Origin of the sequence: Pseudomonas sp. HN8-3, from assembly GCF_020790195.1 — a bacterium.
Lineage (GTDB): Bacteria > Pseudomonadota > Gammaproteobacteria > Pseudomonadales > Pseudomonadaceae > Aquipseudomonas > Aquipseudomonas synxantha_A.
Genome location: NZ_CP086206.1, coordinates 3814457 through 3840525, shown reverse-complemented (window position 1 = coordinate 3840525; position 26069 = coordinate 3814457). Strand labels below are relative to the sequence as shown.

Sequence of the window (26069 nt, the reverse complement as noted above, 5' to 3'; positions counted from 1 at the left end):
GATGAACGGCCCTCGGGTTGGCACACCAAGCCTCAGGGCTGAAGTGTTGATCGCTCCTGATACGCAGATCCAATGTGGGAGGGGGCTTGCTCCCGATAGCGGATTGTCAGTCACTGCATGTGTTGACTGAACCACTGCTATCGGGAGCAAGCCCCCTTCCACATGGCTACTCTTTATTGCTGCAACAACAAAGCCTGCTGCTTGAGCTTGCGCTTCTGGACAAACGGTAAGGTTTCATCATCCCCATACGGCGCGCTGTACCAATTGCCGTAGCTCGGGTTGGGCAGCAGGAACCAGCGCTGCCCCAGCCAGTTCACATAGGGTTCGACGGCCTTGCGCTGCGCAGCCAGGGTGTTGTGTTCGGCCTGCACGAAATCTCCCAGCGAGTCACCGGCCATCAACAACACGCGGGCTTGGCTGGCGACCCACTGGCGACGGCAGTTCTTGCCGTAGCCGGCGCTTTCGCAGTGGCCGGTAGGCGTGCTGGCCGCCAGGATCTGTGCGTTGCTCTCTATCGGAAAGCCGCGCAAACGCAGGTTTTCAGCGGTGGCCGCGACCTGGCTGTGCTCGCGGTTGGTGAGGTAATACACCTTGATCCCTTTTTGCCTGGCCGCTTGCAGGAACGCCACGGAACCCGGCAGTGCCTGAGCCTTGGCCTGCGCGACCCAGGTATTCCAACGATCGTAGGAATAGATCTGATTGTTGACGATGTCGCGAGCGTTGAGCGGCACGTTGTCCAGCAAGGTCTCGTCGATATCCACGATCACCGCCGGCGGCAGGCCGGCCAGCTTGCGCTCAGGCAAAGGCAGTGCGTCCCAGCTGGGGTCGGCCAGCGCTACATCGAGTTGGCGGGTGGCGTTGGCGAAGAGCTGGCGGTAGATCATCTCGTGCTCGATGGACGTCTGGGTCCAGAGCACTGCATCGAGTTGGTCGTTGGCCGGGGGTGTTTGCTGGCAGCCTGCCAGGGCGGTGGTCAGCAGGCAGGCACTGGCAAGGAACAGGTTACGCATGGGCAAATCTCGCGGAGGATGGGTGCGTGGTCGGCACAGTAGCGCATTCCCCCGCACAATCAAGGCGTACACACCAGTGCCTGGCGCTCGTAGTTCAACGCCTTGTTCTGTGGTGCCAGCGCATAGCTCGCGCTACAACGCTGTTCACCCCACTTGATGATCAGTGTGCCCTGATCCTCTTCCACCAGCGCCAGGGCATTACCATTGGGGTCGGCAATCGCCAACTGCTTGCCATTGGCGTCTTCCAGTGAGGCACCAAACGACAGCGGTTGATGCTGTGCATCAAACAACTCAAACAACACCCGCCGCCCGGTGGTGCCGCTGTAATGCGCCACCACGATGGCGCCACGGCGCGGCACCAGCTGCTGGGTGGCGTTGGTGATTTCCACGTCGCCACCCAGATCGCGAGTGTCCAGGCTGATCCAGTTGACCCGGTAGGGTTGCGCAGTGGGCACCACCGCATAGCCGTTGTAGCCGGTTTCCACCCCGCTGTAGCTGCTGATCTTGGCCCCAGAGACGCCTGGTACTTCGGCCAGGGCAAAGGTCTCGCTTACCGTCTGCCCCAGGTTGACGCCGCCCGCGTGAGCCACCACGGAGCCTGCGAGGTTGAAGTTCTGTGAGTTGTAGCCCTGGCCCTGGCTGTAACCGAGGCTGACGTCTGCCACGGCGGTACGACTGTTGATGTTCACCGAGCCTGAGTCGCCGCTGGTGTCACTGTGGCCCGCCTGCACCGAATAGAAGGTGTCGCTGGTGTCGGCCACGTAGCCGTTGATGCCCGCTTGGGTGGTGGTGTCGCCACGTTGGTGGCTGGTGGTGACAAACGCTCGTGGCGCGCGGGCCTGGCTGCCCAGCGGGAAAGACACCGACAGGTTCACCTGCGTGTCGCTGCTCGGCTCGCCCCAGGTGACGATCTGCTTGGTGCGCGTCACGCCAAGGTTGTAGCTCAGGTCGCCCCAGTTGCCGGTGTAGCCCGCGGAAAAGCTCTGGGAGCCGCCGCGATTCCAGTAGCGTTGGTCGCTGGCGTTCACATACAGGCTGCCGAATTCGCTGTTGCGTCCGATGCTCTGGTTGATGGTCAGGTCGGTGCGGGTTTTCGAGTGGCCGGTGCGTACGCGCAGGTCTTCGCTGCTGTCTTCCACATGGTCGGTGAGGGTGCGATAGCCCTCGGTGGAGTAGCGATAGGCGGCCAGGGTGAAGTTGGTATCGGTGCCGGCAAAGGTCTTGGCGTACAAGGCGCGTACGCTGCTGCCCTGGGAGGTTCGCCCCTGGGCCTTGCTGGACGAATGGGTGGTATCCAGGGAGAACGCACCGAACGAGGTGTTCCGGCCGGCGCCGATCGACAGCGCGCTGTAGTCCTCACTGGCTTGCACACCGACAATCCCGCTGAGGTTGCTGGTCAAGCCGTAAGCCAGCGTACCGCTAAAAAAACGCGGGGTTGCCAGGCCATCGGCATTGCTTTTGAACGTGCCCGCCGAGACGCTGTATTTCACCTGGCCTTCGCGCACCATGATCGGCAGGCTGGAGAACGCCTGCATCGTCACCCGCCGCGTACCGTCGGCTTCGATCACGGTGATTTGCAGGTCACCGTTGGAGCCGCTGGGGTAGATATCGTTGATCTCGAACGGGCCTGGCGCGACGTTGGCGGTGTAGAGGATGTAGTCGTTCTGGCGGATCTCAACCGTCGCGTTGGTCTGCGCCACGCCGCGGATCACCGGCGCGTAGCCGCGCTCGCTGTCGGCGCGCATGCCGTCGTCGGAAGCCAGCTTTACCCCGCGATAGCGCACGCTGTCGAACAAATCGGTGTCGGAAAAAATTTCACCGGCGCTGAATTGGCCCTTGATCGCGGTGACGTCATGCTGCAAGTAAGTACGGTTGCTGGTGAAGGTGTTCGAGCGATCGGTGCCGCCGCTCAGGTTCGACTCGTTGCGCAGGCGCCAGGCCCCCAGGTTGATGCCGTTGCGCAGGCCCAGGTTATTGGCGATGCGGGTCTTGTAGTCGCCGGCGGTACGACTGCTGTTGAGTTGGTAGTTGATGAAGGCGGCGGGCACACCGTCGTCCCACAACTGTGGGTCGACATACCCGCGCAAGCCACGCTGCATTGCCACCTGCGGGATACTTGCGAGCAGGCGCAGACGGCTGCTGTCGTAGCGCACGCTGGCGTCTTCGATCATGTCGGCAAGGGCGTAGCAGTCCTGCGGCTGCTGCGGGTCAAGTTTGCCCTCGGCCTGCAAACGGTGCAGGTCGATACCCAGTTGCTTGAGAAGGTCGAGGGTCAGGCAGGCTTCGACGCGGCCGTTTTTCGGGTTGCGCTTGAAGTCGATATCGCGTCGGCCCACCAGCACTTCGTTGCTGTACAAATCGACGCGGTAATTGCCCGGCAGCACGCTGTTGGCCGAGAGCAATTGCTGCAAGTCCACCGGTGACTGCGAGCCTTGCAGGAAGGTGGTATTGAAGGTTTCCGTAGCGTCATCGGCCATGACCAGGCCGGGCAGACTGGCGGCAATCGCCAGCGACAGCGTCTTCAACTTCAGTACGCCACGTGCGGGCCTGTTGCTGGAAAGAAAGGACATGCGAAGACCTATGACATCCCTGATTGACGGACAGCCGGGCACGCAAACACGCACGCGAAGTGAGCCTGTGGGTTAGCGAAAGTGCTTAGGGGTTGAGGCGCGATTCAGTCGCATGCGCCGGTAGCGCAGTGCCGCTGGACAGCGGCGCGCTGTAGTGATTCTGCGCGCCGTAGTCATTGATGCTGGAAAACGACAACTGCACCGGCCCGCTGGCAACTGGAGCACTGAGCGCAAACTGTTTTTGTTCGCCTGGCGCAATCATGGTGGAGTCGCTGGCCAATACCGCCTGCACTTTGATGTCGGCCATGGACACGTGGTACAGCGTCGGGTTTTTCACCTGCAACAGGGTTTGGCTGCCGTGTTTGACCAGCGTCCATTCAAGCTGCGCAGGGGCTTGCAGCGCACTGCCGGTGAGGCCTGCAGGGCGGTAAAAAATCTTGATCCGTTGGCGTATAGCCAACTGCAAAGTGTTCTCGGCTTCGCTGGCCTTGGGGATTTCCTGCACGTTGAGCCACACCACCGACTCGCGGTCCGTGGGCATGCCGGTGCCTTCGTACAGGATTCGCAGCAGTTGTTGTTCCTTGGCAAATACCCGCGCCAGGGGCGGGGTGACGGCAAACGGCGCGCGGCTGGCGCGGGCATCGTTCATGTCGACCCAGGATTGAATCAATACATCCTGGTTACCGTTACGCACGGTAATGTTGGCTTCCTTGTGGTCACCGTCAAACACGATACGGGTGGCATTCAATGAAATGCTGGCGGCGGCCTGGGTAGCCATGAGCAAGCCCAGCAGCCCCAGACATGCGGCGATAGAACGAGGCGGCATGAGGGTTATCCGGTGTAATCAGAAGACAATGGCGAGGCCGCAAGGCCTCGCGCGTTCGGTGCCCGGGGCGCCGAATTATTCGTATTGCAGGATGAACGGCAGGGTGGCGTCACCGCGACCGGCGGTCGACGAGCCCGCCGCTGCGGTGGTGACGTAGGCGGCCGCGAAGCTCAGGGTGGCGTCGCCGCCTTCAGTACCGGCACCGTGCATGGTGCTTTCAATGCGTGCGGTGCTTGGCGAGCTGAGGTCGATCAGACCGCCCTTGCTGTCGAGCAGGGCAATACCGACGTTTTGTGCAGTGGCCGAACCCGGGTTCAGGGCCAGTACCTTTTTGCCGGTGACCAGGCCCGAACCGCCGTTGTTGGCGTCAAAGATCATGGCGACCTTGGTGCCCTGGTTGCAGTTGACGTTCAGGTTGAAGTCTTTGGCGGTCACGCGACCTGCGGTCGGGTTTTCCGCGGTGCCCATGTCCTTGATCGATACGTTGCCCATGTCCACCGAAATGGTGCGGTCGGAGTTGGCGCCGTCCACCGAGCAGGCATCATTATTAATGACGCCGGTGAAGGTGATTTTACCGCTGCCGCCCAGGGTTGGCGTCGGAGCAGGATCCACGGCAAATGCACTGCCGGAAGCGGCGATAATGGCCGAGGCGATCACAGCCAGGGAAAACTTCTTCATGATGATGTCCGTAAGTGTTAGTTGAAAAGTTTGCTGTTGTTGAACTGCGAGCAAAGAGTAGGCGACGAGGCGGCGGGAGCGAATAAGACGATTCTTATAAGCGCTGGCGTGGGCAGGTTATTTGTGCTGTTGCAGCGGTGAAAGGCTTGAGAATAAAGGGCAAAGCCATTGTCCAGGAATGGCTTGCAAGTTATGCGTTAGTTGAAGATGTTACGTTCCAGGCAATAAGCAAGTAGATCCTGGTCGCTGCTGACTTCAAGTTTGCGCATGGCCGATATCTTTTGTGCGCTGATGGTCTTTGAACTTCGGTTCTGGCGGCGCGCAATGTCACTCACGCTCATGCCGGAAATAAACAGGCGCAGGATCTCGAACTCTTTGGGCGACAAACTGGTAAAGCGCTCGTCAATTGCCGTGAGGGTCTCTATCACCGAGGTCTTTGGCGGCTCCAGGCTGCGATAGTCGCTGTCCTGGGCGATCGCCTTGAGTGCCAGTTGAATCTCGGTATGCAACTGGCTTTTCTGGATGATGCCGACCACGCCCAGCTCTTGCAGGCGGGTGAGGATCAGGTGGTTGGAGATCATGGTCAGGATCAGGATCTGTACCTGCGGGAAGTGTCGTTTCAGGTACTCCACCAGCTTCAGGCCATCGCCATAAGGCGAGTCGCCCGGCATGTTGTAGTCGGTAATCACGATGTCAGCGCCTTGATGCTGCAACAGCTCGATCAGGCCGGCCGAACACACGGCCTCGCCGACGACTTGAAAGCGCATGTCACGCTCTACCAGTTCGCGAACGCCCAGCAACACGATCGGGTGATCGTCGGCGATTACCACGTTGAATTTTTTCATAAAGGGCCGTCCGTAGTGCCAGTTCAAGTGAGTGAAGAATGCCCGGGCTGGAGAGTCTCCAGAACGGCCGACAGACGCCGCATCACAGTCTTCACCTTGAGCTCAAGCGTTGTGTCGAGGCTGCCGCGGTCAAGGGCGCTTTCCAGTTCGATGCACGCCTGGGCCAGGCTGAGGGCCTGAACAGCACCCAGGGCGCCGGCGATCGAATGCAGCAATTGGCCGAGGTTGCGGGTATCACGCTGTGCCAGAGCCACACCGATGCGCTGTATGTCCTGCTGCACGCTGCTGATGAACAGCGGGCGCATCTTGTCCGACAGTTGCACACTGTCGTCGAATACCGACGCGGCAGGCTCAACCGGGGGCTGGACCTTGCACAGCTTGATCAACTGGCCACGCAGGGTTTGCAGGCTCAAGGGCTTGACGATCCAGGCGTTCATGCCCACCGCCAGGCAACGCACGCCTTCCTCACGCATCGCATTGGCGGTCACGCCGATAATCGGCAACTGAGGGTCATGTTCGCGCAGGATTCTGGCCAGCTCGTACCCATTCATCAACGGCATATTCACGTCGGTCAGTACCAGGTCGAAAGCCTGGGGTTGCCACAATTGCAACGCCTGCTCGCCGTTGGCGGCCAGGCTCACTGAGCAACCGAGTGCCTCCAACTGCTCCTTGATGATCGCCTGGTTGACCGGGTTGTCCTCGGCCACCAGGATGCGCAGCCCCAACCGCCCCGCGCTTTGTGGTCGGGTCGGCGTCGGCTGCTCATGCTTGCCATGCTGCGCCAGTGACACGGTGGCGGCGAGGGCGCGTACGTCGTGCAGATCCACCACCCAGCCTTGCGCCGTGTGCAGCGGCGGGCTGTGCGCACCCGGCAGGCACAGCACGCGCTGGCCGACCCATGGCCTGGCGGGCTCCCTGGGCAACAGGTCCACCAGCACTGCATGGTGGTTGTCTTTGTCTTGGGTGGTCGCCGCCAGGGCGGCGGTAATGCCTAGGCGGTTGAGCCAGTCACTCATCGCCTGCGCCAGTTCGCGTACCGGTGCCTGTACGTATACCGGCGTCGGGCTGGGTTCGATCAGCGGCAGGTTGGTGAGTGTGCCGCCACACAGCGGCAGGCGCATTTTCAACGTAAAGCTGCTGCCCAGCCCAGGCTCGCTGACCACACGGATCTCGCCGTCCATCATCTGCGCCAGCCACCGGCAGATCGGTAGGCCAAGCCCGGCGCCACCTTCGCTGGCGGTGTCCGGCGCCTGGTAGAACACATCGAAGAGCTTGGCCTGCTGCGCCTCGGGGATGCCTACGCCCGAGTCGGTGACTTGCCATTGCAGGTCGACATGATTGGCGTCGCGCCCCGTCACCCTGGCACGAATCACCACGCGCCCGAAATCGGTGAATTTGATCGCGTTGCTGACCAGGTTATTGAGAATCTGGCGGATGCGCATCGGGTCGCCCATCACGCAGTCCGGCAACTGCGGGTCAATGCAGCTATAGAGCTGCAGCCCCTTGCGCTGGGCGAAAGCGGCGTAGGTGTGCAGGGTGTCTTCGAGCATGTCCAGCGGGCAGAACTCCACAGCTTCTATCGCCATTTGCCCGGACTCGATCTTCGAGACATCCAGCACATCGCTGATCAGTTGGAACAGCGTGGCGGACGAGCGCTGGATGGTGTGAAGGTAGGCCTTCTGGTGTGGGTCAAGGTTCGTCAGACCGAGTAATTCGAGGGTGCCGAGCACGCCATACAGCGGCGTGCGGATTTCATGGCTCATCGTTGCCAGGAACAACGTCTTGGCCTCGCTGGCCGCATCGGCGGCGTGACGCGCTTCCTCCAGGGACTGGGCATCTTCGATATGCCGGGTAATATCGTTGAAAGCGTACAGGCGCACGTTTTCAGCCTGATAGCGGGTCGACACAAAGCCGATCTGCAGGTGCCGGCCCTCGATCTCCAGATGCGTTTCTCCGCTCTCAGCCATGTCGTGCTTACCGGCCATGGCCGCCACCAAACGTGCGGTACCCGGCCATTGCTGGGCCCGCTGGTTTTCGATCAACACCTTGCCATCGCTGCGTCGCACCACGCATAACCCGGTGGGGGCGGTGTCGATGATCACGCGGCTGAATGCCACGCTTTCGGCAATGCGTTCGTGAGCCAGTTGCGCCGGCGTAATCACCTGGCGCCGATACCAGCGACTGCCGGCCCAACCCAGGGTGATCAGGCTGAACAGCAGCAAAGCCAAGGTGCTCAACGGCCACAATGCGGAGTGAAAGAAGTGCGAGTAGTTCAGGCCATAGACCGCGCTCCAGGGCTGGTCGCCGGCCTGGGTTATCTTGAATTCAATGCCGTTGGCCGTGAAATGCACACCGTCGCTGAGCTGCGCCTGGATGGTAGGCCCGATCAACCGGCTGCCGTCAGGGCCAATCAGGGTGAAGCGATCAAACGCCGAGTGATTCAATGCGCGCTGTACATCGTCGACCTGCGACACGTCGAGCAGGGTGCCGATCACTGCCTGGCCCTGTGCGTCGAGTGGCAGGCCGATGTAGGCCAGCAAATATTCGGGTTCGGGTCCGGCCTGCCAATACACCCGATTCTGCTCAAGCGGCTGCGGTGTCTGTGCGAGGATTTGCTGCACAGCGTTGACTCGCGCCACGGGGTTGTCGGTATCCTCGGGGCTTTCCCGGTGCTGATAGCCCACGGACGGAACAGTGATGGTGTAGTTCGCCTGACGATTGAGCAGAAAGGTTTGCGGCGCCTCGTACGGCGACGAGGACCAGAAGGCGCTGTAGTAACTGGTCAGGTGCGCGCCCAGGGCAAAAATCGGCGGTCTGGCGGCGGCGCCGATCTGCTGTTCATCGAACTTGATGCTGAACGGTACCGAAAACGAATACTTCTGGCCTTCGTACAACGTGCGGCGGTTGTCGACCATGCGGCTCTTGAGGCTGATCTGCACGTGGGTGGCGTGCAGCAGTTCGGCCTGGATGCCGGGATGCGTCAGGCTCTTGAGGTAGGTTTGCTGATCTGAGAGATTTTCCATCAGTCGCGCAAAGTGAAAGCGCATGGCGCCGTACCGGATTTCGACGCCCCTTTGCAGAGACCAGTAATTGGTCAGTACCAGTAGCAAAGCAATTCCCATCAGGACCATCAAGCCCTTGTTCAGGCGCAATGAGCTGCGGGTAAAGGCTTCGAGGATCGCGTTGTTGTGCTTCATCAGGGGGTCCGCAGGCGCAGGAAAAATCGGCACTGGATGCTGCTTACTCCTTTAAAGGGCAAGTAATCCGGGGCCGCCAGCTAGTGAGATGTCGCGGGGCCATCATTGTTCAGTAGTTGCTGAAATTGGTCCGAAGACACGGCGTGAGAGATCAGGAAACCCTGCACCTGATTGCAGTCGATTTTGCGCAGCAGCGCCAATTGCTGCGGGGTTTCCACGCCCTCGGCGACCACCGTCAGACCCAACTTGCGGCCCAGCGCGATAATGCTCGCCAATGCCTGGGCGATGCCTTCGTTGTCGTGACTGCCCTGCACCAGTGCCTGGTCGATCTTCAGTTCGGTAAAGGGCGTGGACACCAGATTGAGGTAGGAGCTGTAGCCCTTGCCGAAATCATCCTGGGACAAACCGAACCCCTTGATCCGCAATCGGCAGGCGCCGGCGTAGAAGTTGCTGATGTCCTGCGGCACCGAACACTCCATCAACTCAAAGCAGATCATGCCCGGGATACCATTGTGGTGCAGCACGAACTCCAGCAAACGGTCTGCCAGGTCATGGCTGTTGAGCAAGTGGGTCGGCAGGTTGATCGACACTGGAATTTCATAGCCGCGCTGGCGCCAGTGTTCCTGGGCGTGGATCGCTTGCTTGAGCACCAGCCACAACAGCCGCTCCTCCAGTTCGAACGCCTTGATCGCCGGCAGGAACGCGGCAGGCAGCATCACGCCTTGCTCGGGGTGCATCCAGCGCACCAGGGCTTCGGCGGCGACGATACGGCCGTTGGCCAGGGATTTTTTCGGCTGGAACCAGGCCTGGAACTGGCCGCTGCTCATGGCCTGCACCAGCGTGTGACGGTCGATGTCCATGTGCTCGGGTAGTTCGGGGGCGGGCTTGCGCACCTTGTTTCTGAGCTGGTCGATCAGAGTGCGCAAGGCCTCGGCGTTCACGGGTTTGGAGATCAACCCGATCACTTCCACATCGAGGTTTTTCGCCACCAGGCTGGCTCCCATCAACATGCGCCGTGACGCCGCACTCATGATCGCCAACGCCGGTTTGCAGCGCAGGCTGGCCAGGCACTGGATAAACTGCACGCCGTCCATGCCGGGCATCAGCAGGTCGGTCAGTACCAGGTCGAAGTCCCGCTGGCGCAGGCGCTCCAGCGCTTCTTTGCCATCCTCGGCGGTTTCGAGCAGGAAATCTCCCAACTCGCTGAGCAGGTTCTGCAGGTAGATATGCTGCAGGGGATGGTCCTCGACAATCAGAATACTAAGGGGCTTCATGGGGGATCCGTGCATAAGGCGCCAGGGAGTTGAATAGAGCCCGCAACGCAAAGGGTTTGACCAGGCAATGGTTCATGCCGGCGGCCAGGCACAGGTCGGCCTCGCCGCGCATGGCGTTGGCGGTGGCCCCGATAATCGGCAACGTGCAGCCCTGTCGACGCAGTTCACGCGCCAGTTCATAGCCGTTGATATGGGGCATGTTCACATCCGTCAACACCACGTCGAAATTGCCGGCGGTGTAGAGCTGTAACGCTTGCTGACCGTCGGCCGCCAGCTCCACGGTGCAGCCGAGTTCTTCGAGTTGATCACGCAAAATCAGCTGGTTGATGATGTTGTCCTCGGCCACCAGCAGGTGCAGGTTGAGTTTGTTCAGGTCCCGCCGGTGCGTTTGCTCATCGGCGCGGGCCACCCATAGCCCTTGCGCCTGGCTCACGGCCTGATGAATAGCCCCCAGGTGGTTGAGGTTGACGTGCCAGGCGCCGGCGTCGGCTTCTACGCCGGGGCAGGCGTTGCTGCTTACGTGAATCACCGGCCCGGGCCACTCGGGCACCAGCAACGGGTCGACGCTGCCGGGGTGCACTTGCAACAGCAGATGCGTGTCCGCCAGCGTCGGCAAGCCGGCCTGGGCCCTTGCGCCCCAACGGCGCAACCAGCCGGCGATCGCGTTTGCCAGTTCCGGGATCGGCGAGGCCACGTAAATGGTCTCGGCCAGCAACGGTGTCATCGGTGCAACAGATGCTTCCTCCAACGGCAGGATCAGGCTGAAACTGCTACCCAGGCCGAGTTCGCTGACCATGCGGATATTGCCGTTCATCAACTCCGTCAGACGCTGGCAAATCGGCAGGCCCAGGCCGGTGCCGGCAACCACATTGGTATTGCCTTCACTCTGGTAAAACGGCTCGAAGATCATCGCCTGGTCTTCCTGGGCGATACCTTTGCCGGTGTCTGAGACTTGCCACAACAGGCTGGAGCGTTCGCCGTCGCGGCCCAGCACTTTGACCCGCAGCACCACGCGCCCATAGTCGGTAAATTTCACCGCGTTGTTGAGCAGGTTATTGAGAATCTGGCGGATGCGCGTTACGTCGCCGATCAGGCGTTCCGGCAGCTTGGGATCGAAGCAGGCATACAGCTGCAGGCCCTTGGCGTGGGCCGCTGCGGCGTAGCCCTGGATGATTTCATGCACAAGGTCCAGCGGCGAGAACTCGCTCATCTCCAGTGCCAGCTGCCCGGCTTCGATCTTTGATACGTCCAGCACATCGCAGATCAGTTGCAGCAAGGTCGACGATGAGCCTTCGATCGCCTGCAGGTAGTCCTTTTGTTGCGCATCCAGTTGCGTGCGCGCCAACAGTTCCAGGGTGCCTAGCACGCCATACAGCGGTGTACGGATTTCATGGCTCATGGTCGCCAGAAACAGGGTTTTCGCGGCATTAGCTGCGTCCGCCGATTGCCGCGCCTCTTCCAGCGCCGCCTCGACCTGCTTGCGCGCACTGATATCACTGAATGCGCAAAACAGGACGTCTTCGCCTTTGTAGCGGGTCGGTGCACTGCTCAGGTATAAGTGACGGCCGTCGATGGTTTCAAAGTAGTCACTGCGCTCGGAAGGGCCGTTTGCAAAGGCTTGCTCGATCCAGCCGGCGCGCAGCGCCTCGCGCTCCGGCCCGTTACCCAGCCATTGCTGGGCCAGGGTGTTTTCCAGTACCACCTGGCCGTCGGTGCGGCGCAGCACGCAGAGGGCCACGGGGGCGGTCTGGATCACATCGCGGCCGAAGGCTTCGCTTTCAATCAACGCCTGGATGCGATGGATCGACGGAATGATGAAACGCTGGTCGACGCGGCGCATCACCAGCCAGATCAGTGTCAGGCTGAACAGGCAGAATAGCAGCGAACCGAGCAGCTGTTTCCACAAGCCGGTGACCACCGCACGCAGGTCGATGGAGTACATCAACTGCCACTCGGAGGACTTCAGGTGTTTGCGAATCACCAGGTGGTCGGGTAGCCAGCCGTTGCCGACAAAACCGAAAAAACTGTCTTCGCCGGGCCTCAGGTGTTGCTGGCTCAACTGTGTATCGGTGCTGTTGGTGAACACCAGCATGCCCTGGGAATTGAGCATCATGAACTCACCGGCGCTCTGGTCGCTGAGTGTCGAGGAGACTTCACGGCTATCCATCTCCAGGCCGAGCCAGCCGGAGTCGCGATCACGCTCGTCCAGGCGGATGAAGATATACAGGTGCGAGTGCTGTTCAGTCCTATCGCTCAGCCAAAGTTCGTTAAGCGTGGCCGGGTCGGTGTGCTGCAGGGCCTTGAGGCGGTTGAGCATGCATTTGGAAATCGGCAATACCTGCGGGGTGGCGTCGTAAAGGCGCATCACTTGCGGGGTGGGGCCGGCGTTGACATAGAGCAGGTTAAGCTGTTTGGCCTTGAGGTAGTCGCGCATGCGTGCGGTCAGCCAGATGCTCCACTGGTTGCCTGATGTGTCGCCTAATTCCAGGTGTTGTTCTTCGGCCGAGGACGGATAGACCCTGGACTGCCTGCGCACTGCCGACAGGCTCAGGCTTTCGAGCAGGGCTTGGCGGTTGGTGAAAAAGGTATGGGCTTCGGCAATGGCGCTGCTCATGTAGCCGCGGCGCTGGGAGATGTCGTTGTTGAAGGTCGACAGCAAAAAGGTATAGACCCCGCTGAGGATGCCTACCAGCAGCACAGTCGCAAAAATACGAAGCAGCCTTCTGGCTGCTTCGGGTCGGGAGAGGACGGGGTTGATCTGGAGCAGATAACTTTTCAATCGCATCGGCAGACTTTACGTCTCGGCCTTTGCCGGTGGCATAAGACGATCCTTAAAAATCACCTACTTGTAGTACATATCCACCACCACGGCAGCGTCGAACGCTCCGGGAATCGGTAGGGTGCGCCACTTGAGGTCGGCGCGGAATTCATCGTGGCTCTGGCCCAGGCCCATCAGCTCCTGCAGCGTGAACCAGTTGTTGAAGGGCAGTTGCTGCTGGCTCTCGGCGCGAGACAGCGAGATGCCGACTGAGCTGTTGTTGTCCGGCACCAGCAGGCCATTGTTCACACTGCCGCCGCCCGGCGTGGTGGCGAAGCGTGCGCTGACGGTATAGGGCGTGTCGCAGCCCTTGCGCAGGTTCAGGCTGAAGTTCGCGCTGCTGGCGACTTCACCGATCGAGGCCTTGCGCGAGGGTGTGGGGAAGTTGACCACGCTGGGGCTGATGGTCAGTTCGGGAGTGCAAGGCACGAAGCGGATATCGTTCATGCCGGTGACCACATAATTGAAGTTGCTGTTGGGTCGTGAGTTGAGCCCGCGCACGCCGTCCAGTTGGAACACGCGGTAAGAGGTCAGCGTGCTGGCCTGGCCGCTCGGTGGCGTGGGGTCGTACTTCTCGATGAACACGCTGAAATTGAGGGTGAAGCGCGCCTTGTCCCAGCCCACGCAGTTGGACAAATTGCAGCCTCGGTCGGAGAAGAAACCGGTACCGACCTTACCGGTGCTTTGGGTAATCGGTTGGTTGTTATAGCGAATGCCCACGCGAATCCCGGTGCCGATACTCACGCTGGCCGGGTTGACGTAGAAATACACTTCCTCACGGCCGTGGAGGTAGTCGTCCTTGCAGATGACATTGGTCGAGCGCGGGCCGGATTCCCAAATGATGGTGCCGTTGGGTGCATCGGCGGCGACGGCCAGCGCCGTGCCCAGCGCTTCCTGGGTGATGATCGAGTTGGTGCCGTCCTCGCGGCAGGCCAGTGCGTAGCTGGTGGCGGGCAAGACCGCGCAGGTCAACACCAGAAGCGGTAAACAGCGTTTGGTCAGTGACATCGGTTCAAATACCCCGTGTTTTATCAGTTGAGCGCCGTGCTATGACGGGCTTGCAAACCGATATCGGTGATTTCGGTGAAGTGGAGGGTGACGCCCTTGGGCACAGCGTCGAGCGCGGTCAGGGTTTTGCGTTCATGGGGCTTGAGCAGCAGGTAATCGCTGAGCGTCTGGCTGTCGGTTCGCAGGTTGACCAGCGACACGTGGAAGGCACTGGGGTTGTTGACGGTTACCGTGCGCCCGTCGCTGCTCCATACCAATTGCTGCACCGCCTCGGCCGAGCCGCCCTGGAGTGCGGGGGGCCGGTAGAACAGCTTGAGCCGCTGGCGGATCGCGAACTGCACGCTGTTGGGGTCTTCGGGCTTGAGCGGGATTTCCATGATATTGAGCCAGAACAGCGATTCGCGATCGCTGGGCAAGCCCTCACCGGCATACAGGATGCGCAGCTTGTGATGCTCCCCGGCGCCCAGTTGTACCAATGGCTCGGTGGCGGCAAAGGGCACGGTGCGGTCGGCTGATTCGTCCTCGCCGGTGATCCAGGTTTGCACCACCACTTCCCGCGAGGCCTGGTTGACCACGCTGATACCGGCGGCCTTGTCCTGGCCGAAATAGATCAGGCGGGTGCCTTCAATCTTCAGCGCCGCATCGGCAGGCGGGGGCGCAAGCACCAGCAGGCCGCAGGCGAGCAGCACCATTCTGAGTAGAAACATGAACACGGCAATTCCATGGTCGGGTAAGGGAACGCAGCTCATGGTAGGTGGCGAGTGGCGCGAAGGCTTTGAGGCGATTCTTAAAAGTACGGTGTGCCCCGGATTGCCGTTTCAGAATCGCCTTAAAGTCAGGGTTCACCCCTGACGGTTAAGTTGTTCAGCGTTGAATGATCGACGCTGATGCCCAACTGTCAGGTTTACCCTATGTCCAATAAAGCGTTACGCCTTCTGATTGCCGATGCGGAGCTTTTGCAACGGATCAAGATCGAGAAAATGCTCAACCAGCTGGGCTATCACCGCATCGCGCCGTTGAGTTCGTTCGACGAGTTGCAGGCACTGACACGCTCGGGCGTTGTGGCGTTTGACCTGCTGATCATCAACACTGCGCTAGTGCACTCGCGGCAGGTCAACCTGCTCAAGTACTGCCATGACAACCCGTTGATCCGCCACACGCTGATCTATGACGGGCAATGTGCGCAGCGCTCGGTAGTGTCGGTTTCGGTTAGCCAGACCCTGCACCTGTCGTTGTCACAGTCGCCAGACTTCACCTCCCTGCGTCGCTGCATGGAAATTGTTGATCCGGCGCACAGTTCCCCGACCACTGACTGGCCCATGCTGCGCGCCGTGGACGGCCGAGCGCCCCAGCCTTCGATGAGCCCGCGGGCGGTCTACCAGGGCGACCCGACTGTGGTGGCATGTGCCGTGGGGTTGTTTCCCAAGCGCTGATCGTATCGCGCAGCATCAGTCACGCCAGACGGGCAGATCATCAAGGCCCAGTGCCCAATGAGGTTGCCGTGGCCGCAGACACACACCGCCGACCCAACGCTCATGGCTGGCGTGGTCCAGCCAGCAGGCGTCGCCGTCCAGCACCTGCTGTGCCAGTGGCGTCAACGCCAATACGCGGCGCGGCCACTCCACGCCCGTTTCGGACTCGATCAGCAGCGGCGCCGCCCCATCAATCAATGGGCGCAGCAGCGCATGGAACATCATGTCGCCCAGGAAAGGCAGTGGCTCGCGCTTGGCCATCAACTCGGCAAACACCCGGCCGAAAGGCACAGGCCCGGCCTCGGCGATATACCTCAGGGACAAACGTTCAGTCAGCGACAAACCGTCCTCGATACCCGGCAACTCCTGTAGCTGGCGCCGTAACGCCGGTGCCAGAAAAGGCAGGGCAGGGTGATTGCCATGGGCCAGTTCCGCAAGCTTGAGCGGTGAGCTGTCGCAATAAGCCGACCAGGCCCGTTTGGCCAATTGCACTGCGTTGTCGTCGATCAAGCGCCGCTGCGGCCAGAGCCAGGCCAGCACATCGGGGGCCAATTGGCCTATGCCGATAAATCGCTCGACCCCGGGAATGCGGTCGGCCTCAATCAGCTCCAGCTTGCGCGGCGCCTGTTCAAGGCCGGCCAGGGCGCGGACCAGGAACAATTGATCGTAGGCGTCCGCCTCGCACCACAGCACACTGTGATCGGCATTGGCCAAGGTTTGTAGTTGGTCGTATTCATCGTTGACGCGATGCGCGACTTCAGTGGAGTCAAGGGCAAAGGCCTGACTGATAAAGGTACTGCGCATCGCGCGGAACGCTTGGCTGGGCAGTTCACGCACTGGCCCTATGCACAACGGGTCCGTGAGCATCCGGAACTGGCCCTTGAACCCGGCCAGTTGCAGGCTGTGGGCAATATCGTTGCCACAGCGCCAGTGGGTGGTGCGGGATTCATCGCTGGCCTCGAAACCAGGGTGGCGGGCGGCAAAGTCGAGGGCGTCGACGTGGGCCTTGAGCTTGGGCCAACTGGCGAAGCCCAGCTGTTTGGCGACCTGCCATTGAGCCTGGGACAAGGTTGCGCTGGGGTCTTGGCTTTTCAGACGCGACAACAGTTCCTTGGCGCGCTTGCGCTGCTGCTCAAGGTTGAGGCGGCCGTCGGTGTTTGAGGCGAAAGGGCGTTGCGACATACGAGCTCCTTGCACGAACCTTTTCCGCTTTAAGGTTGGGAGTCGTAGAAATGAGGTAGAGCTGTGATGTCCTGGGCGCAGCCCTTTCCGCGGAAGGTGGCGTAGAGAGCGCCAGGCGGCAAATATAGGCAGCATTGCTATTCGGCGCAACCCGAAAATGTGGGCGCGGGCTTAAGGTTCTTTGTAGGCGCGAGCTTGCTTGCGAAAAACGCACAGGCGCCACGTTTAATCAGGAACCACGCGTTATCGATGACGTCTTTCGCGAGCAAGCTCGCTCCCACATTAAGGGTTGTGTTTACTTGTCCTTGCGCGCATCCATGGTCTTTTGGTGCTCGGCCAGGAACGGCTGTTCCGCAGGATCAAAACGATCAATCCCGGCCGTAAAGCGATGCCAATAGGGATACAACGGCTGACGCCGGGTGACCGCCTCGATGCGTGACGATTGTTCCTCGGTCAGCTTCAGTTCAGTCGCGGCAAGGTTATCGCGCAGGTGCTCTTCGGTACGCGCTCCGACGATCAGCGAGGTGATCCCTGGACGATCCTTGAGCCAGGCCAGGCAGGTACGGGCGACCGATACGCCATGCTCATCACCGACGGCGGCAAGGGTTTCGATAATGTCCAGGGCACGCTCCTGGTCATGCACATAGGGTTCCGGCCAGCCGCTGCCCTGGCGGGTATTGGCCGGCGGCTTGTGCCCGCGTCGGGTCGTGCCGGTCAGCAAGCCTTCGCCCATCGGGCCCCATACCAAAGTACCGACGTGCTGGTCCAAGGCCAACGGCAGCAATTCGTACTCGGCTTCACGGGATTCCGGGGTGTAGTAGATCTGCTGGGTGATGGGCTTGAGCATGCCGTGCAGCTCAGCCTTGCCCAGGGTTTTCATCATCTGCCAGGCGGTGAAGTTGCTGGTGCCGAAGTAACGGATCTTTCCCGAGCCGACTAACAGACGCAGGGCTTCGAGGGTCTCTTCGATGGGCGTCATGCCGTCCCAGTTATGCAGTTGGTACAGGTCGATATGGTCGGTGCCCAAACGCTTCAAACTGGCTTCACAGGCGCGAATCAAGTGATAGCGCGATGAGCCGGAATTGTTCGGGTTCTGGTCCACCGGGCTGCGGCCCTTGGTCGCCAGCAGAATATCGTTGCGCTTGTCGCCCAAGGCTTTGCCGACGACCTCTTCGGCCAAGCCGTGGGAGTAAAGATCGGCGGTGTCGACCATATTCACCCCGGCATCGAACGCGATATCGAACATACGCTTGGCCAAGGGCACGTCCACTGCGCCGCATTTTTCGAACTCCGCACGACCGCCAAAGGGCACGGTGCCCAGGATGATTTCCGATACCAGCAGGCCGGAATGACCCAGTTGTCGGTATTGCATGTCGCCTCCTACTTAACGTTGCACGTGAAGGTGTGAACGATGGGAAGGGCGATAGTTTGAATTTTTTAATGAAAACTCGTCTGAGGGGGGCGCCGCACCATTGCGGCCACGGGATTTGGCAGGGCGCACTGCTATTGAAGATGGCGAGTCCCGTACGAAAAGTCTTTTTTGTACGTAATAAATTGCTAGTTATTACGTGGTTTATCTGCTGTTGTCGGGGCGTTCCTACATACATTTCCCTTAATGGATAGGTGGCCAAATGTTTTCTATTACCTATCCGTTCGGCTAGCTATTATTTGTCGAAATGATTTGCTAGCGTTTGAATTCATTGACGAGTCGCTGAGGCATGGAAATGGAGTTGGAAGATATTGGTAATACGCCGCTACTCGAATTGGCAACACTTTCTGTGAATGGAAATAGGGTTTTCTCTAAGTGTGAGTACTTGAATCCATCGGGAAGTCATAAGGATCGCACCTATTTAAATATTATCAATAAATTGGAGAAGGCAGGCGTCCTTAAACCTGGTATGACGCTAATTGACTGTTCTACTGGGAACGGAGGGGCTGCACTCGCTTGGATCGGCAGGTTGAAGGGATACGGCGTAAAGATATTCATGCCTGAAGGTATGACCGAGGAGCGGAAAACACAAATACGTACCTATGGGGCGGATATAGTAGAGACTCCAAAAGAATCTTTTTTGACGGGAGCAGTTCTCCAAGCAAAAGCGTATCTATCCGAGAACTCATCGGAAGAGTTTTATTATCTGGATCAGTCTAATAGCCTGTTGAATAAAGACAGTTGGCGGTGCTGTGGGAAAGAAATCGTGAAACAGTTGAGTGCACAAAATATCGTGCCGGATTTCTTCGTGTGCTCAATCGGTACGGGCGGCACTTTTTCTGGAATCGCTGAGGTATTGAAGCAAACGTACAGCGGGATTAAAACAATAGCGCTGGAGGTTAGCAACTCTGCGCCTCTGTTTGCGCAAAGAAATAATTTGGCGTTCAATCATCGCTCGCACAATTTGATGGGTTTGGGCGCAGGAGTTTTATCAGCGAATACAGACTCCGGTCTAGTTGATGAAATACGAGTGATTGATGATGTCGACGCTTGGGCTCGGATGAAGCACTTCATCGCGTCAGAAAAAATACCCATTGGACCAACCTGCGGAGCCAATCTACTGATGTGTGACGAGATCGTTCAAGCGCATAAACGCAAGAACATAGTCACGTTATTTTTTGATAGCTCTTGGAAGTATGCGAGTCGCTGGGATGGGTTTTATCCTGAGTACAGTGAGGTGCGCCATGTTGCTGGAAGAAATTTATAAAAAAGCTAAAGTTGTGAGATCTGGAAAATCTCTGACTACGGTCAATGAGTTTACGGATCAGATACCTGCTTTGCGGCCGGAAGTTTTAATTGAGGTCGCGCATAAAATCATCAAAGTCATGGAGCGTGACGTTTCGAAAATTGTCACCGAGGAAGATAAGGGGGCCGCGTTGGCAACCACGGTCTCATTGTTGACGGGTATACCTTTAGCCATGGCCAGGTGGTATTCCTACAGTCTTGGTGGTTTCAATGAGCAAGTGGTCGATATTGACTCCGAATACTACAAGGGACAGTTGTATCTCAACGGCGTCGAAGTTGGCGATCGAGTCATCATCATTGACGATACGCTAAGTTCCGGCGGTGCGGTAATTGCGCTGGTAGACGCTGTGAAAGGGGCGGGTGGTGAAGTGGCAGATGTTGTCTGCGCTGTAGAGAAGGTTGGGAATTTTGGGGTTGAGAATGTAGTAGGTGCGACTGGGATTACCGTTAAAACTATTTTGAAAGTGTTGGTGAGCGAAGATCGAGTAACGGTTGAATGAAAATGCGCGCGCGGGTGGCTAAATGTTGATGCAACGAACCGGGTTAATTATCGGCTTGGTGTTTTGCTTGATCAGTGCGGCATTCGATGTTTATGTTGCGTTGGTCACGCAGTCGATCAGCACGTTGAACGTTATTTTTTATTGTTTTACAACGTCAGCCTGTGTCTTTGGTGTTTGGGCGGTTTATCGAAGTCCCAATTCATTGTGGTCAAAGCTCAGAACCCAATGGCGATTGATCGTTATCATCAATCTTGCGGTTCTGTGCAATTGGGGCGGGTTGTTTTACGCACTCCGGTATCTGGAGCCAGCAGTAGTGGGAGTCGCCTCCGTAGCCTGCGGCCCTGCACTCACGTTGATTGTCTCCCTGCTGACCAATCGTAGCGTGAAGGTGGCCGTAGTCGATGCGGTGGTTTCATGGCTGGTGCTCATCTCGGTAGCGATCATGTTGTTCAATTCCCTTGCGGGGGACAGCGGTGTAGTCACCACCACCGCTGTGCAGCGGGTGCTCGGTATCGTTAGCGTATTGACGTGCGCGTTGGGCACGGTCATGTACACGGTTTTTTCTAAAGAAATGTTCGCTCGTCAATGGTCGGTCTACGAGATTTTGGGTGTCAGAAACATCGCGATGGTGGGTGTCTGTGCCGTTGCGATTCCTGCTACAGGAGGCAGCTTTTTACTCGATAGTGGATGGGTTCTGCCTATGGCTATCTTGGTGATAGCCGGACATTTGCTGCCGATTTACCTGATTCAGAAAACCATCTATTACCTCACGCCTATTCACGTTTCCCTGGTATTGCTGACGCTTCCTGTGTTCGTTTTTTTGTTCCAGTACCTGGATTCGAGAGTTGAGTTTTCTGTAGCCAGCCTCTCAGCCGTAACAGTCATCATCTTTTTGCTGTCGTTCAGGTCGTTGCATGCGCTGAAACGGGAGATCGTATGAAAATTGTGATAGTCGATGGGTTCTCATCGGGTAAATTTTTAGCGAAGCAATTGAACGACGATGGCTGCGTGCTGGTGCATGTGGCTTCATCAGCAACACTGGACGGCTATTATTATCAAGGTTTTGATTGCACGCTTTATGAGCAGATGATCGTCAATAGCGATTTTGGAATGACCCTGGCTGAAGTCCAACGCTTCATGCCACAGTTCATCCTCGCGGGTGCAGAAACAGGTGTGCTTCTGGCTGACGAGCTGAATGAGCAACTGCAGCTGCCTTATCGCAATGATTTCGACAAAACTAACGCACGTCGAAACAAGTACGAAATGATCCATTGCATTACCCAGGCGCAGTTGCCGGCCGCAAGGCAGTTCATTACTGATAGTTGGCGTCCTGCACAAGAGTGGATCGATGAACACGGACGTTTTCCTGTGGTCATCAAACCCCTCGAGAGCGCAGGCGCCGATGGGGTGTCTATTTGCGAGGATATGTGCGCGTGCAAAGCTGCTATGGAGCGCCTGTTAGGAACGACCAACAAGCTGAATATACCTAACACGCGGGTCCTGATTCAGGAATACCTGGCGGGACTGGAGTATGTGGTGAACATGGTATCGCTCGACGGGCAACAACTCGTCACTGAAGTCGTCCGTTATCGAAAGCAGCGAACGCCGACGGGCGGCGTACTCTATGACATTGACGAACTGATTGGGCCCGATTCGATGGTTTATCCGATTCTGGTCCAATACACACGAGCAGTGGTGCAGTGCCTGGGGATCCGAAATGGGCCTAGCCATGCGGAGATTATGTTTACTGAAGACGGTCCGAAACTGGTGGAAATTGCTGCCCGCACTGACGGCATTCTTCGGCCTGGGGTTTCAAAGGTAACTACTGGCCTTGGTCAGATCGATGCTGTGGTTTTATCCCTCATGCAGCCTGAGTTATTTGAACAACAACTGGCGAGGAAGATCAATTATCAGCGTCTGCAACATACCTACAATGTTTGCTTGATAAACCGCTCAGAGGGGCGTTTTGAAAAAGATGGGTTCTTGAGGGAGTTACTCAAGCTTGAGTCGTTTTTCGAAGCAGTGTTTTACGTTGAGGACGGCCAGCAGATCGGCGTGACGCAGGATGTTTTCAGTCAGCCGGGCACGGTGTATCTGGTACATGAAGACCCCGCCGTGCTCGAGGCAGATTACCACCAGATTCGCATACTTGAATGGCGGGGGGCTTATCTGGCGGAGAGGTAGCCGTTCGCCATGGATCACCTCATTGTTTCATTCTGTGAAATGCTGGATTGCACAATCTGGTGATTCCATCGCAGGGTTGCCCATAAGAAGATCGCTTCCCTCGACGCGAATACTCGGTCGACAACGATCTGGAGTCTTTCATGCCTGCTATCAAACTGTATGGTTTTCCCTTGTCTGGCCACTCCCACAGAGTCGAGCTGATGTTGTCCCTGTTGGATCTGCCGACTGAATTCATCCTCGTGGACCTCAAACAAGGCGCCCACAAAGCACCTGCGTTCATCGCCAACTTCAACAGCTTCGGACAGGTGCCGGTGATCGACGACGCCGGCACTGTGCTGGCCGACTCCAATGCGATTCTGGTCTACCTTGCCAGTACCTATGACAAAGGGCAGTGGTTGCCAAGCGACCCCATCGGGCAAGCGCGGGTCCAACGCTGGCTCTCGGCCGCCGCTGGTCAACTCCATGCTGGGCCCGCCACGGCGCGCTTGGCCACAGTGTTTGGCGCCGAGGTGGACACTGTCAGCGCAATCAACCGAGCCTATGCCCTGCTGAACGTGATGGAGCAGCAGCTGGGCGAGAGCCGTTTTTTGGCCAGCGATCAGCCAAGCATTGCCGATATTGCGTTCTATACCTACGTGGCCCATGCGCCGGAAGGCAACGTGTCGCTGGCCGACTACCCTGAGGTGCGTGCCTGGCTTGCCAGCATCGAAGCCTTGCCAGGGTTTGTCGCTATGCCGCGCACGGCGGTGGGGCTGCAATCACAGTAACGATCAAGGGATGCCGATGGACCGATTTCATGAGATGCAGGTATTCCTGGCGGTGGCCGAGGAGGAGGGTTTTGCGGCTGCTGCACGCCGCCTGAAGACCTCGCCACCCAGCGTCACCCGCGCCATTGCCGCTATGGAACAGCGCATCGGTACGCAACTGCTGGCGCGTACCACCCGCAGCCTGCACCTGACCGAAGCCGGCCAGCGTTACCTGGAAGATTGCCGGCGCATCCTTGCCGAGCTGGAGGAGGCTGAGGAAGCGGCCGCAGGCAGTTACTCCATCCCTGGCGGCCAGTTGACGGTGACCGCACCGGTGCTGTTTGGCGAGTTGTATGTGGCGCCTGTGCTGGGGGAGTACCTGGACCAGTTCCCCCTGGTGAACATCAGTGCCTTGCTGGTCGACCGTGTGGTCAATATGGCCGATGAAGGCGTCGATGTAGCGGTGCGTATCGGCCATCTGCACGAACCCGGGCAGCAGGCGATCAAGGTCGGCGAAGTGCGCCGGGTGGTGTGCGCATCGCCGGCTTATCTGGACCAACATGGGCGCCCGCAGCGACCTGAGCAATTGCGGGAAGCCAGGATCGTCTCCTCATCGTCCAGCCAACTAGTCAGTGAATGGACGTTCGTCGACGCCGGCCAGCCGCTGAAGATAGCCATTGAGCCGCGTCTGAGCGTTACGGCGAACAATGCCGCAATCAACCTGGCGCGCCTGGGCTGGGGCATGACCCGGGTGCTGTCGTATCAAGTCGCGGCAGCGGTGGCGGCGGGTGAGCTGGAGCTGGTGCTGGAGGCTTTCGAACCGGCGCCGCTGCCGATCCACGTGGTGTTCCAGCAAAACGGCCGCATACCGGCCAAGGTCAACACCTTTGTGGATTTCTTAAGCCAGCGCCTCGGACTGGACCCGGCCCTGAACCCGGCGACGAAGCGGCGCACCTGATGGAGCGCTTTCGCGATATGGAGCTGTTTGCCGCGCTGGCCGGGCAACCCAGCCTGGCGTCGGCGGCACGCCATGCAGAGGTTTCCGGCCCGACCCTGGTACGAGCGGTTGCGCGCCTGGAGGCACGCTTGCGGGTGGTGTTGCTGCAACGCAGCACACGTGGGGTCAACCTCACCGATGCAGGCCAGGCTTACCTTACCGACTGCGTGCGCTTGCTGGCAGCGGTGGACGCGGCCGAAGCCTCGGCCAACGGCGCCCATGTGCACGCCCAGGGCAACCTGCGGATATGCCTGCCGTTGCTGTTCAGCCGCTATGTGATGGCGCCACTGCTGGCTGGCTATATGGATCACTACCCGGCGGTGCGTGTCATCGCCCATTACCACGACTATTATCCCAACCTGCACGAAGAGGGGTTTGACGTGGCGGTGTGGGTGGGCCAATTGCCCAGCTCGTCGCTGATTGCACGGCAGGTCGGCCAGGTGCGCACCCTGCTGTGCGCCAGCCCCACGTATTTGGCGGCCAAAGGCGAGCCCCGGCATCCGGCCGACCTCAAGCAACATCATCTGATTGCCAGCGCTGAAGCGGTGCACTGGGGATTCCCCTACTACACCCTCAAGGCCCGCGCACGCCTCAGTTGCGCCACGGTGCAAGGCGCGATCAATGCGGCGGTACAGGGCGCGGGGGTGATTCGTTGCCTCAGTTATCCGGTTCATGATCACCTCATAAATGGCCAACTGCGTCGTGTCTTGCCGGCCTTTGAACTGCCGCCTCTGCCGGTGCATGTGATCTACCGCGAAGGCCGCCATGCGCCGATGCGCGTGCGCAGTTTTGTCGACTACTGCGTCACCGCGTTGCGCGAACATCCGGCATTTCAGCTGGCGTAATAGTGGATTGCCTGGGATGGGCATTCTCTGCAGGGTTGGGTAGGCGCAGCATTCGGTTACCCAACCAGAGGTGATCGCCATGAACTCGATCGAACAATCCCCTTGGCATGTCGGCGAACGGCAATTGCAGGAAAGTGCAGGCGTCGCCGAACGCATGGCCATGATCGGGCCGAAGGTCATTCGTGATTATTTGCCCGAGCAGCATCGTGATTTTTATCCGTTGTTGCCTTACCTCATTCTGGGTGTGGTGGACGAACAGGGTATCCCCTGGGCTACCATGCTGGAGGGCGCGCCAGGGTTTGCCCATTCACCGGATCCACAGGCGCTGCAAATCGACAGCCTGCCCGCCAGAAGCGACCCGGCCTGGGCTGGCATCACTCGTGGCGCGTCCGTTGGCCTGCTGGGCATCGACCTCGGCACCCGGCGTCGCAACCGCATGAACGGTCGGATCGGAGCGCTGGATCATGACGGCTTTGCGGTTGATGTGGTGCACACTTTCGGCAACTGCCCCAAGTACATCCAACTGCGGCCAGTCGCTGGGGTTGCGCGCCAACCTGGCGATACAGCCGAGCGCAGCATCAGCCTGGACGCCGCCGCCCAAACGCTGATCCGCAACGCCGACACCTTCTTCGTCGCCAGCTACGTGGACCAGCATGGCGAACGCTCGGTGGACGTTTCCCATCGCGGCGGCAACACGGGGTTTGTGCGGGTGGAAGGCAACGTGCTGACCATCCCTGATTTTGCCGGCAACCTGTTCTTCAACACCCTCGGTAACCTGCAAGCCAACCCGGTGGCGGGGTTGCTGTTTATTGATTTTGAGACGGGCGACGTGCTGCAAGTGGCGGGACGTACAACGTTGATTCTCAGCGGGTCGCCAGTGGCCGAGTTCGAGGGCGCGCAGCGCTTGTGGACGGTGACGGTGGAGAACGTGGTCCGCCGTCCGGCAGCATTGGCACTGCGGTGGCAGTTCGCAGGGTTTTCACCGCACAGCCTGGCGATGGGCACCTGGTAGCCTGGCACGCTCTCCCTGGCACAACTACCTCACTGATGCAGTGAGATCAAATGTGGGAGGGGCGGTGCGACGATTCGACTTGCTCCCGATGAGGTAGTGTCAGTAGACAGATTTGTGACTGACCCACCGCCATCGGGAGCAAGCCCCCTCCCACATAGGAACGTCATTGCC

General features: G+C 59.1%; 21 protein-coding genes. 9 read left to right on the top strand and 12 right to left on the bottom strand.

Features of this window, described 5'->3' with window-relative positions; translation table 11 throughout:
* Nucleotides 1-173: 173 nt before the first annotated feature.
* The 10 genes from LJX92_RS16865 to LJX92_RS16820 form a co-directional block, all read right to left on the bottom strand.
* Nucleotides 174-1010 carry a 5'-nucleotidase, lipoprotein e(P4) family gene (locus LJX92_RS16865; protein ID WP_228308653.1) on the bottom strand — a complete coding sequence of 279 codons (837 nt, stop codon included), beginning with the start codon at nucleotides 1008-1010 and terminating at the stop codon, nucleotides 174-176.
* Between the two features lie 59 nt (nucleotides 1011-1069).
* Nucleotides 1070-3580: a fimbria/pilus outer membrane usher protein gene (locus tag LJX92_RS16860; protein ID WP_148853606.1), complete on the bottom strand. Its 2511-nt coding sequence runs from the start codon at nucleotides 3578-3580 to the stop codon at nucleotides 1070-1072.
* Between the two features lie 85 nt (nucleotides 3581-3665).
* Entirely contained in the window at nucleotides 3666-4406 is a 741-nt protein-coding gene (locus LJX92_RS16855; RefSeq protein ID WP_032880326.1) for a molecular chaperone, read from the bottom strand.
* Nucleotides 4407-4481: 75 nt separating this feature from the next.
* Nucleotides 4482-5084: a fimbrial protein gene (locus LJX92_RS16850; RefSeq protein WP_003192447.1), complete on the bottom strand. Its 603-nt coding sequence runs from the start codon at nucleotides 5082-5084 to the stop codon at nucleotides 4482-4484.
* A gap of 197 nt (nucleotides 5085-5281) precedes the next feature.
* The gene (locus tag LJX92_RS16845; protein ID WP_032880328.1) at nucleotides 5282-5929 is read right to left on the bottom strand and encodes a response regulator; all 648 of its coding nucleotides are present in this window, start codon (nucleotides 5927-5929) and stop codon (nucleotides 5282-5284) included.
* A 23-nt stretch (nucleotides 5930-5952) separates the two neighbouring features.
* A complete protein-coding gene (locus LJX92_RS16840; protein ID WP_032881282.1) occupies nucleotides 5953-9126 on the bottom strand; it encodes a hybrid sensor histidine kinase/response regulator in 3174 nt (1057 codons plus the stop codon).
* Nucleotides 9127-9206: 80 nt separating this feature from the next.
* Nucleotides 9207-10400 carry an EAL domain-containing protein gene (locus tag LJX92_RS16835; RefSeq protein ID WP_005789591.1) on the bottom strand — a complete coding sequence of 398 codons (1194 nt, stop codon included), beginning with the start codon at nucleotides 10398-10400 and terminating at the stop codon, nucleotides 9207-9209.
* Nucleotides 10387-13185, bottom strand: a complete 2799-nt coding sequence (locus LJX92_RS16830) for an ATP-binding protein (protein WP_148853605.1) — start codon at nucleotides 13183-13185, stop codon at nucleotides 10387-10389. Before LJX92_RS16830 ends, LJX92_RS16835 begins: the two co-directional genes overlap by 14 nt.
* A gap of 57 nt (nucleotides 13186-13242) precedes the next feature.
* Complete coding sequence (locus tag LJX92_RS16825) at nucleotides 13243-14226, bottom strand: fimbrial protein (protein ID WP_103733816.1); 984 nt, start codon at nucleotides 14224-14226, stop codon at nucleotides 13243-13245.
* 23 nt (nucleotides 14227-14249) lie between these two features.
* The gene (locus LJX92_RS16820; RefSeq protein ID WP_228308652.1) at nucleotides 14250-14939 is read right to left on the bottom strand and encodes a molecular chaperone; all 690 of its coding nucleotides are present in this window, start codon (nucleotides 14937-14939) and stop codon (nucleotides 14250-14252) included.
* 198 nt (nucleotides 14940-15137) lie between these two features.
* Between LJX92_RS16820 and LJX92_RS16815 the strand changes: the two genes are divergently transcribed.
* Complete coding sequence (locus LJX92_RS16815; protein WP_228308651.1) at nucleotides 15138-15659, top strand: chemotaxis protein CheY; 522 nt, start codon at nucleotides 15138-15140, stop codon at nucleotides 15657-15659.
* A gap of 15 nt (nucleotides 15660-15674) precedes the next feature.
* Here LJX92_RS16815 and LJX92_RS16810 read toward each other — a convergent pair whose 3' ends face one another.
* Both LJX92_RS16810 and LJX92_RS16805 read right to left on the bottom strand, forming a co-directional pair.
* Nucleotides 15675-16880, bottom strand: a complete 1206-nt coding sequence (locus tag LJX92_RS16810; protein ID WP_228308650.1) for a DUF1835 domain-containing protein — start codon at nucleotides 16878-16880, stop codon at nucleotides 15675-15677.
* Between the two features lie 295 nt (nucleotides 16881-17175).
* Nucleotides 17176-18252 carry an aldo/keto reductase gene (locus LJX92_RS16805; protein WP_223019062.1) on the bottom strand — a complete coding sequence of 359 codons (1077 nt, stop codon included), beginning with the start codon at nucleotides 18250-18252 and terminating at the stop codon, nucleotides 17176-17178.
* A 346-nt stretch (nucleotides 18253-18598) separates the two neighbouring features.
* Between LJX92_RS16805 and LJX92_RS16800 the strand changes: the two genes are divergently transcribed.
* The 8 genes from LJX92_RS16800 to LJX92_RS16765 all read left to right on the top strand — a co-directional run bounded on the left by LJX92_RS16800 (nucleotide 18599) and on the right by LJX92_RS16765 (nucleotide 25898).
* A complete protein-coding gene (locus tag LJX92_RS16800; protein ID WP_228308649.1) occupies nucleotides 18599-19576 on the top strand; it encodes a cysteine synthase family protein in 978 nt (325 codons plus the stop codon).
* The gene (locus tag LJX92_RS16795; protein ID WP_005789578.1) at nucleotides 19554-20114 is read left to right on the top strand and encodes a phosphoribosyltransferase family protein; all 561 of its coding nucleotides are present in this window, start codon (nucleotides 19554-19556) and stop codon (nucleotides 20112-20114) included. Before LJX92_RS16800 ends, LJX92_RS16795 begins: the two co-directional genes overlap by 23 nt.
* Nucleotides 20115-20136: 22 nt before the next feature.
* The gene (locus tag LJX92_RS16790; protein ID WP_228308648.1) at nucleotides 20137-21054 is read left to right on the top strand and encodes a DMT family transporter; all 918 of its coding nucleotides are present in this window, start codon (nucleotides 20137-20139) and stop codon (nucleotides 21052-21054) included.
* Complete coding sequence (locus LJX92_RS16785) at nucleotides 21051-22298, top strand: ATP-grasp domain-containing protein (protein WP_032880344.1); 1248 nt, start codon at nucleotides 21051-21053, stop codon at nucleotides 22296-22298. Before LJX92_RS16790 ends, LJX92_RS16785 begins: the two co-directional genes overlap by 4 nt.
* Before the next feature lie 140 nt (nucleotides 22299-22438).
* Complete coding sequence (locus LJX92_RS16780) at nucleotides 22439-23065, top strand: glutathione S-transferase family protein (RefSeq protein WP_228308647.1); 627 nt, start codon at nucleotides 22439-22441, stop codon at nucleotides 23063-23065.
* Nucleotides 23066-23081: 16 nt separating this feature from the next.
* Nucleotides 23082-24002, top strand: coding sequence for a LysR family transcriptional regulator (locus LJX92_RS16775; protein ID WP_032881288.1), 921 nt, complete (start codon nucleotides 23082-23084; stop codon nucleotides 24000-24002).
* Entirely contained in the window at nucleotides 24002-24886 is an 885-nt protein-coding gene (locus LJX92_RS16770; protein ID WP_228308646.1) for a LysR family transcriptional regulator, read from the top strand. The genes LJX92_RS16775 and LJX92_RS16770 overlap by 1 nt, the downstream gene beginning before the upstream one ends.
* Before the next feature lie 79 nt (nucleotides 24887-24965).
* The gene (locus tag LJX92_RS16765) at nucleotides 24966-25898 is read left to right on the top strand and encodes a pyridoxamine 5'-phosphate oxidase family protein (RefSeq protein ID WP_228308645.1); all 933 of its coding nucleotides are present in this window, start codon (nucleotides 24966-24968) and stop codon (nucleotides 25896-25898) included.
* Nucleotides 25899-26069: the final 171 nt, after the last annotated feature.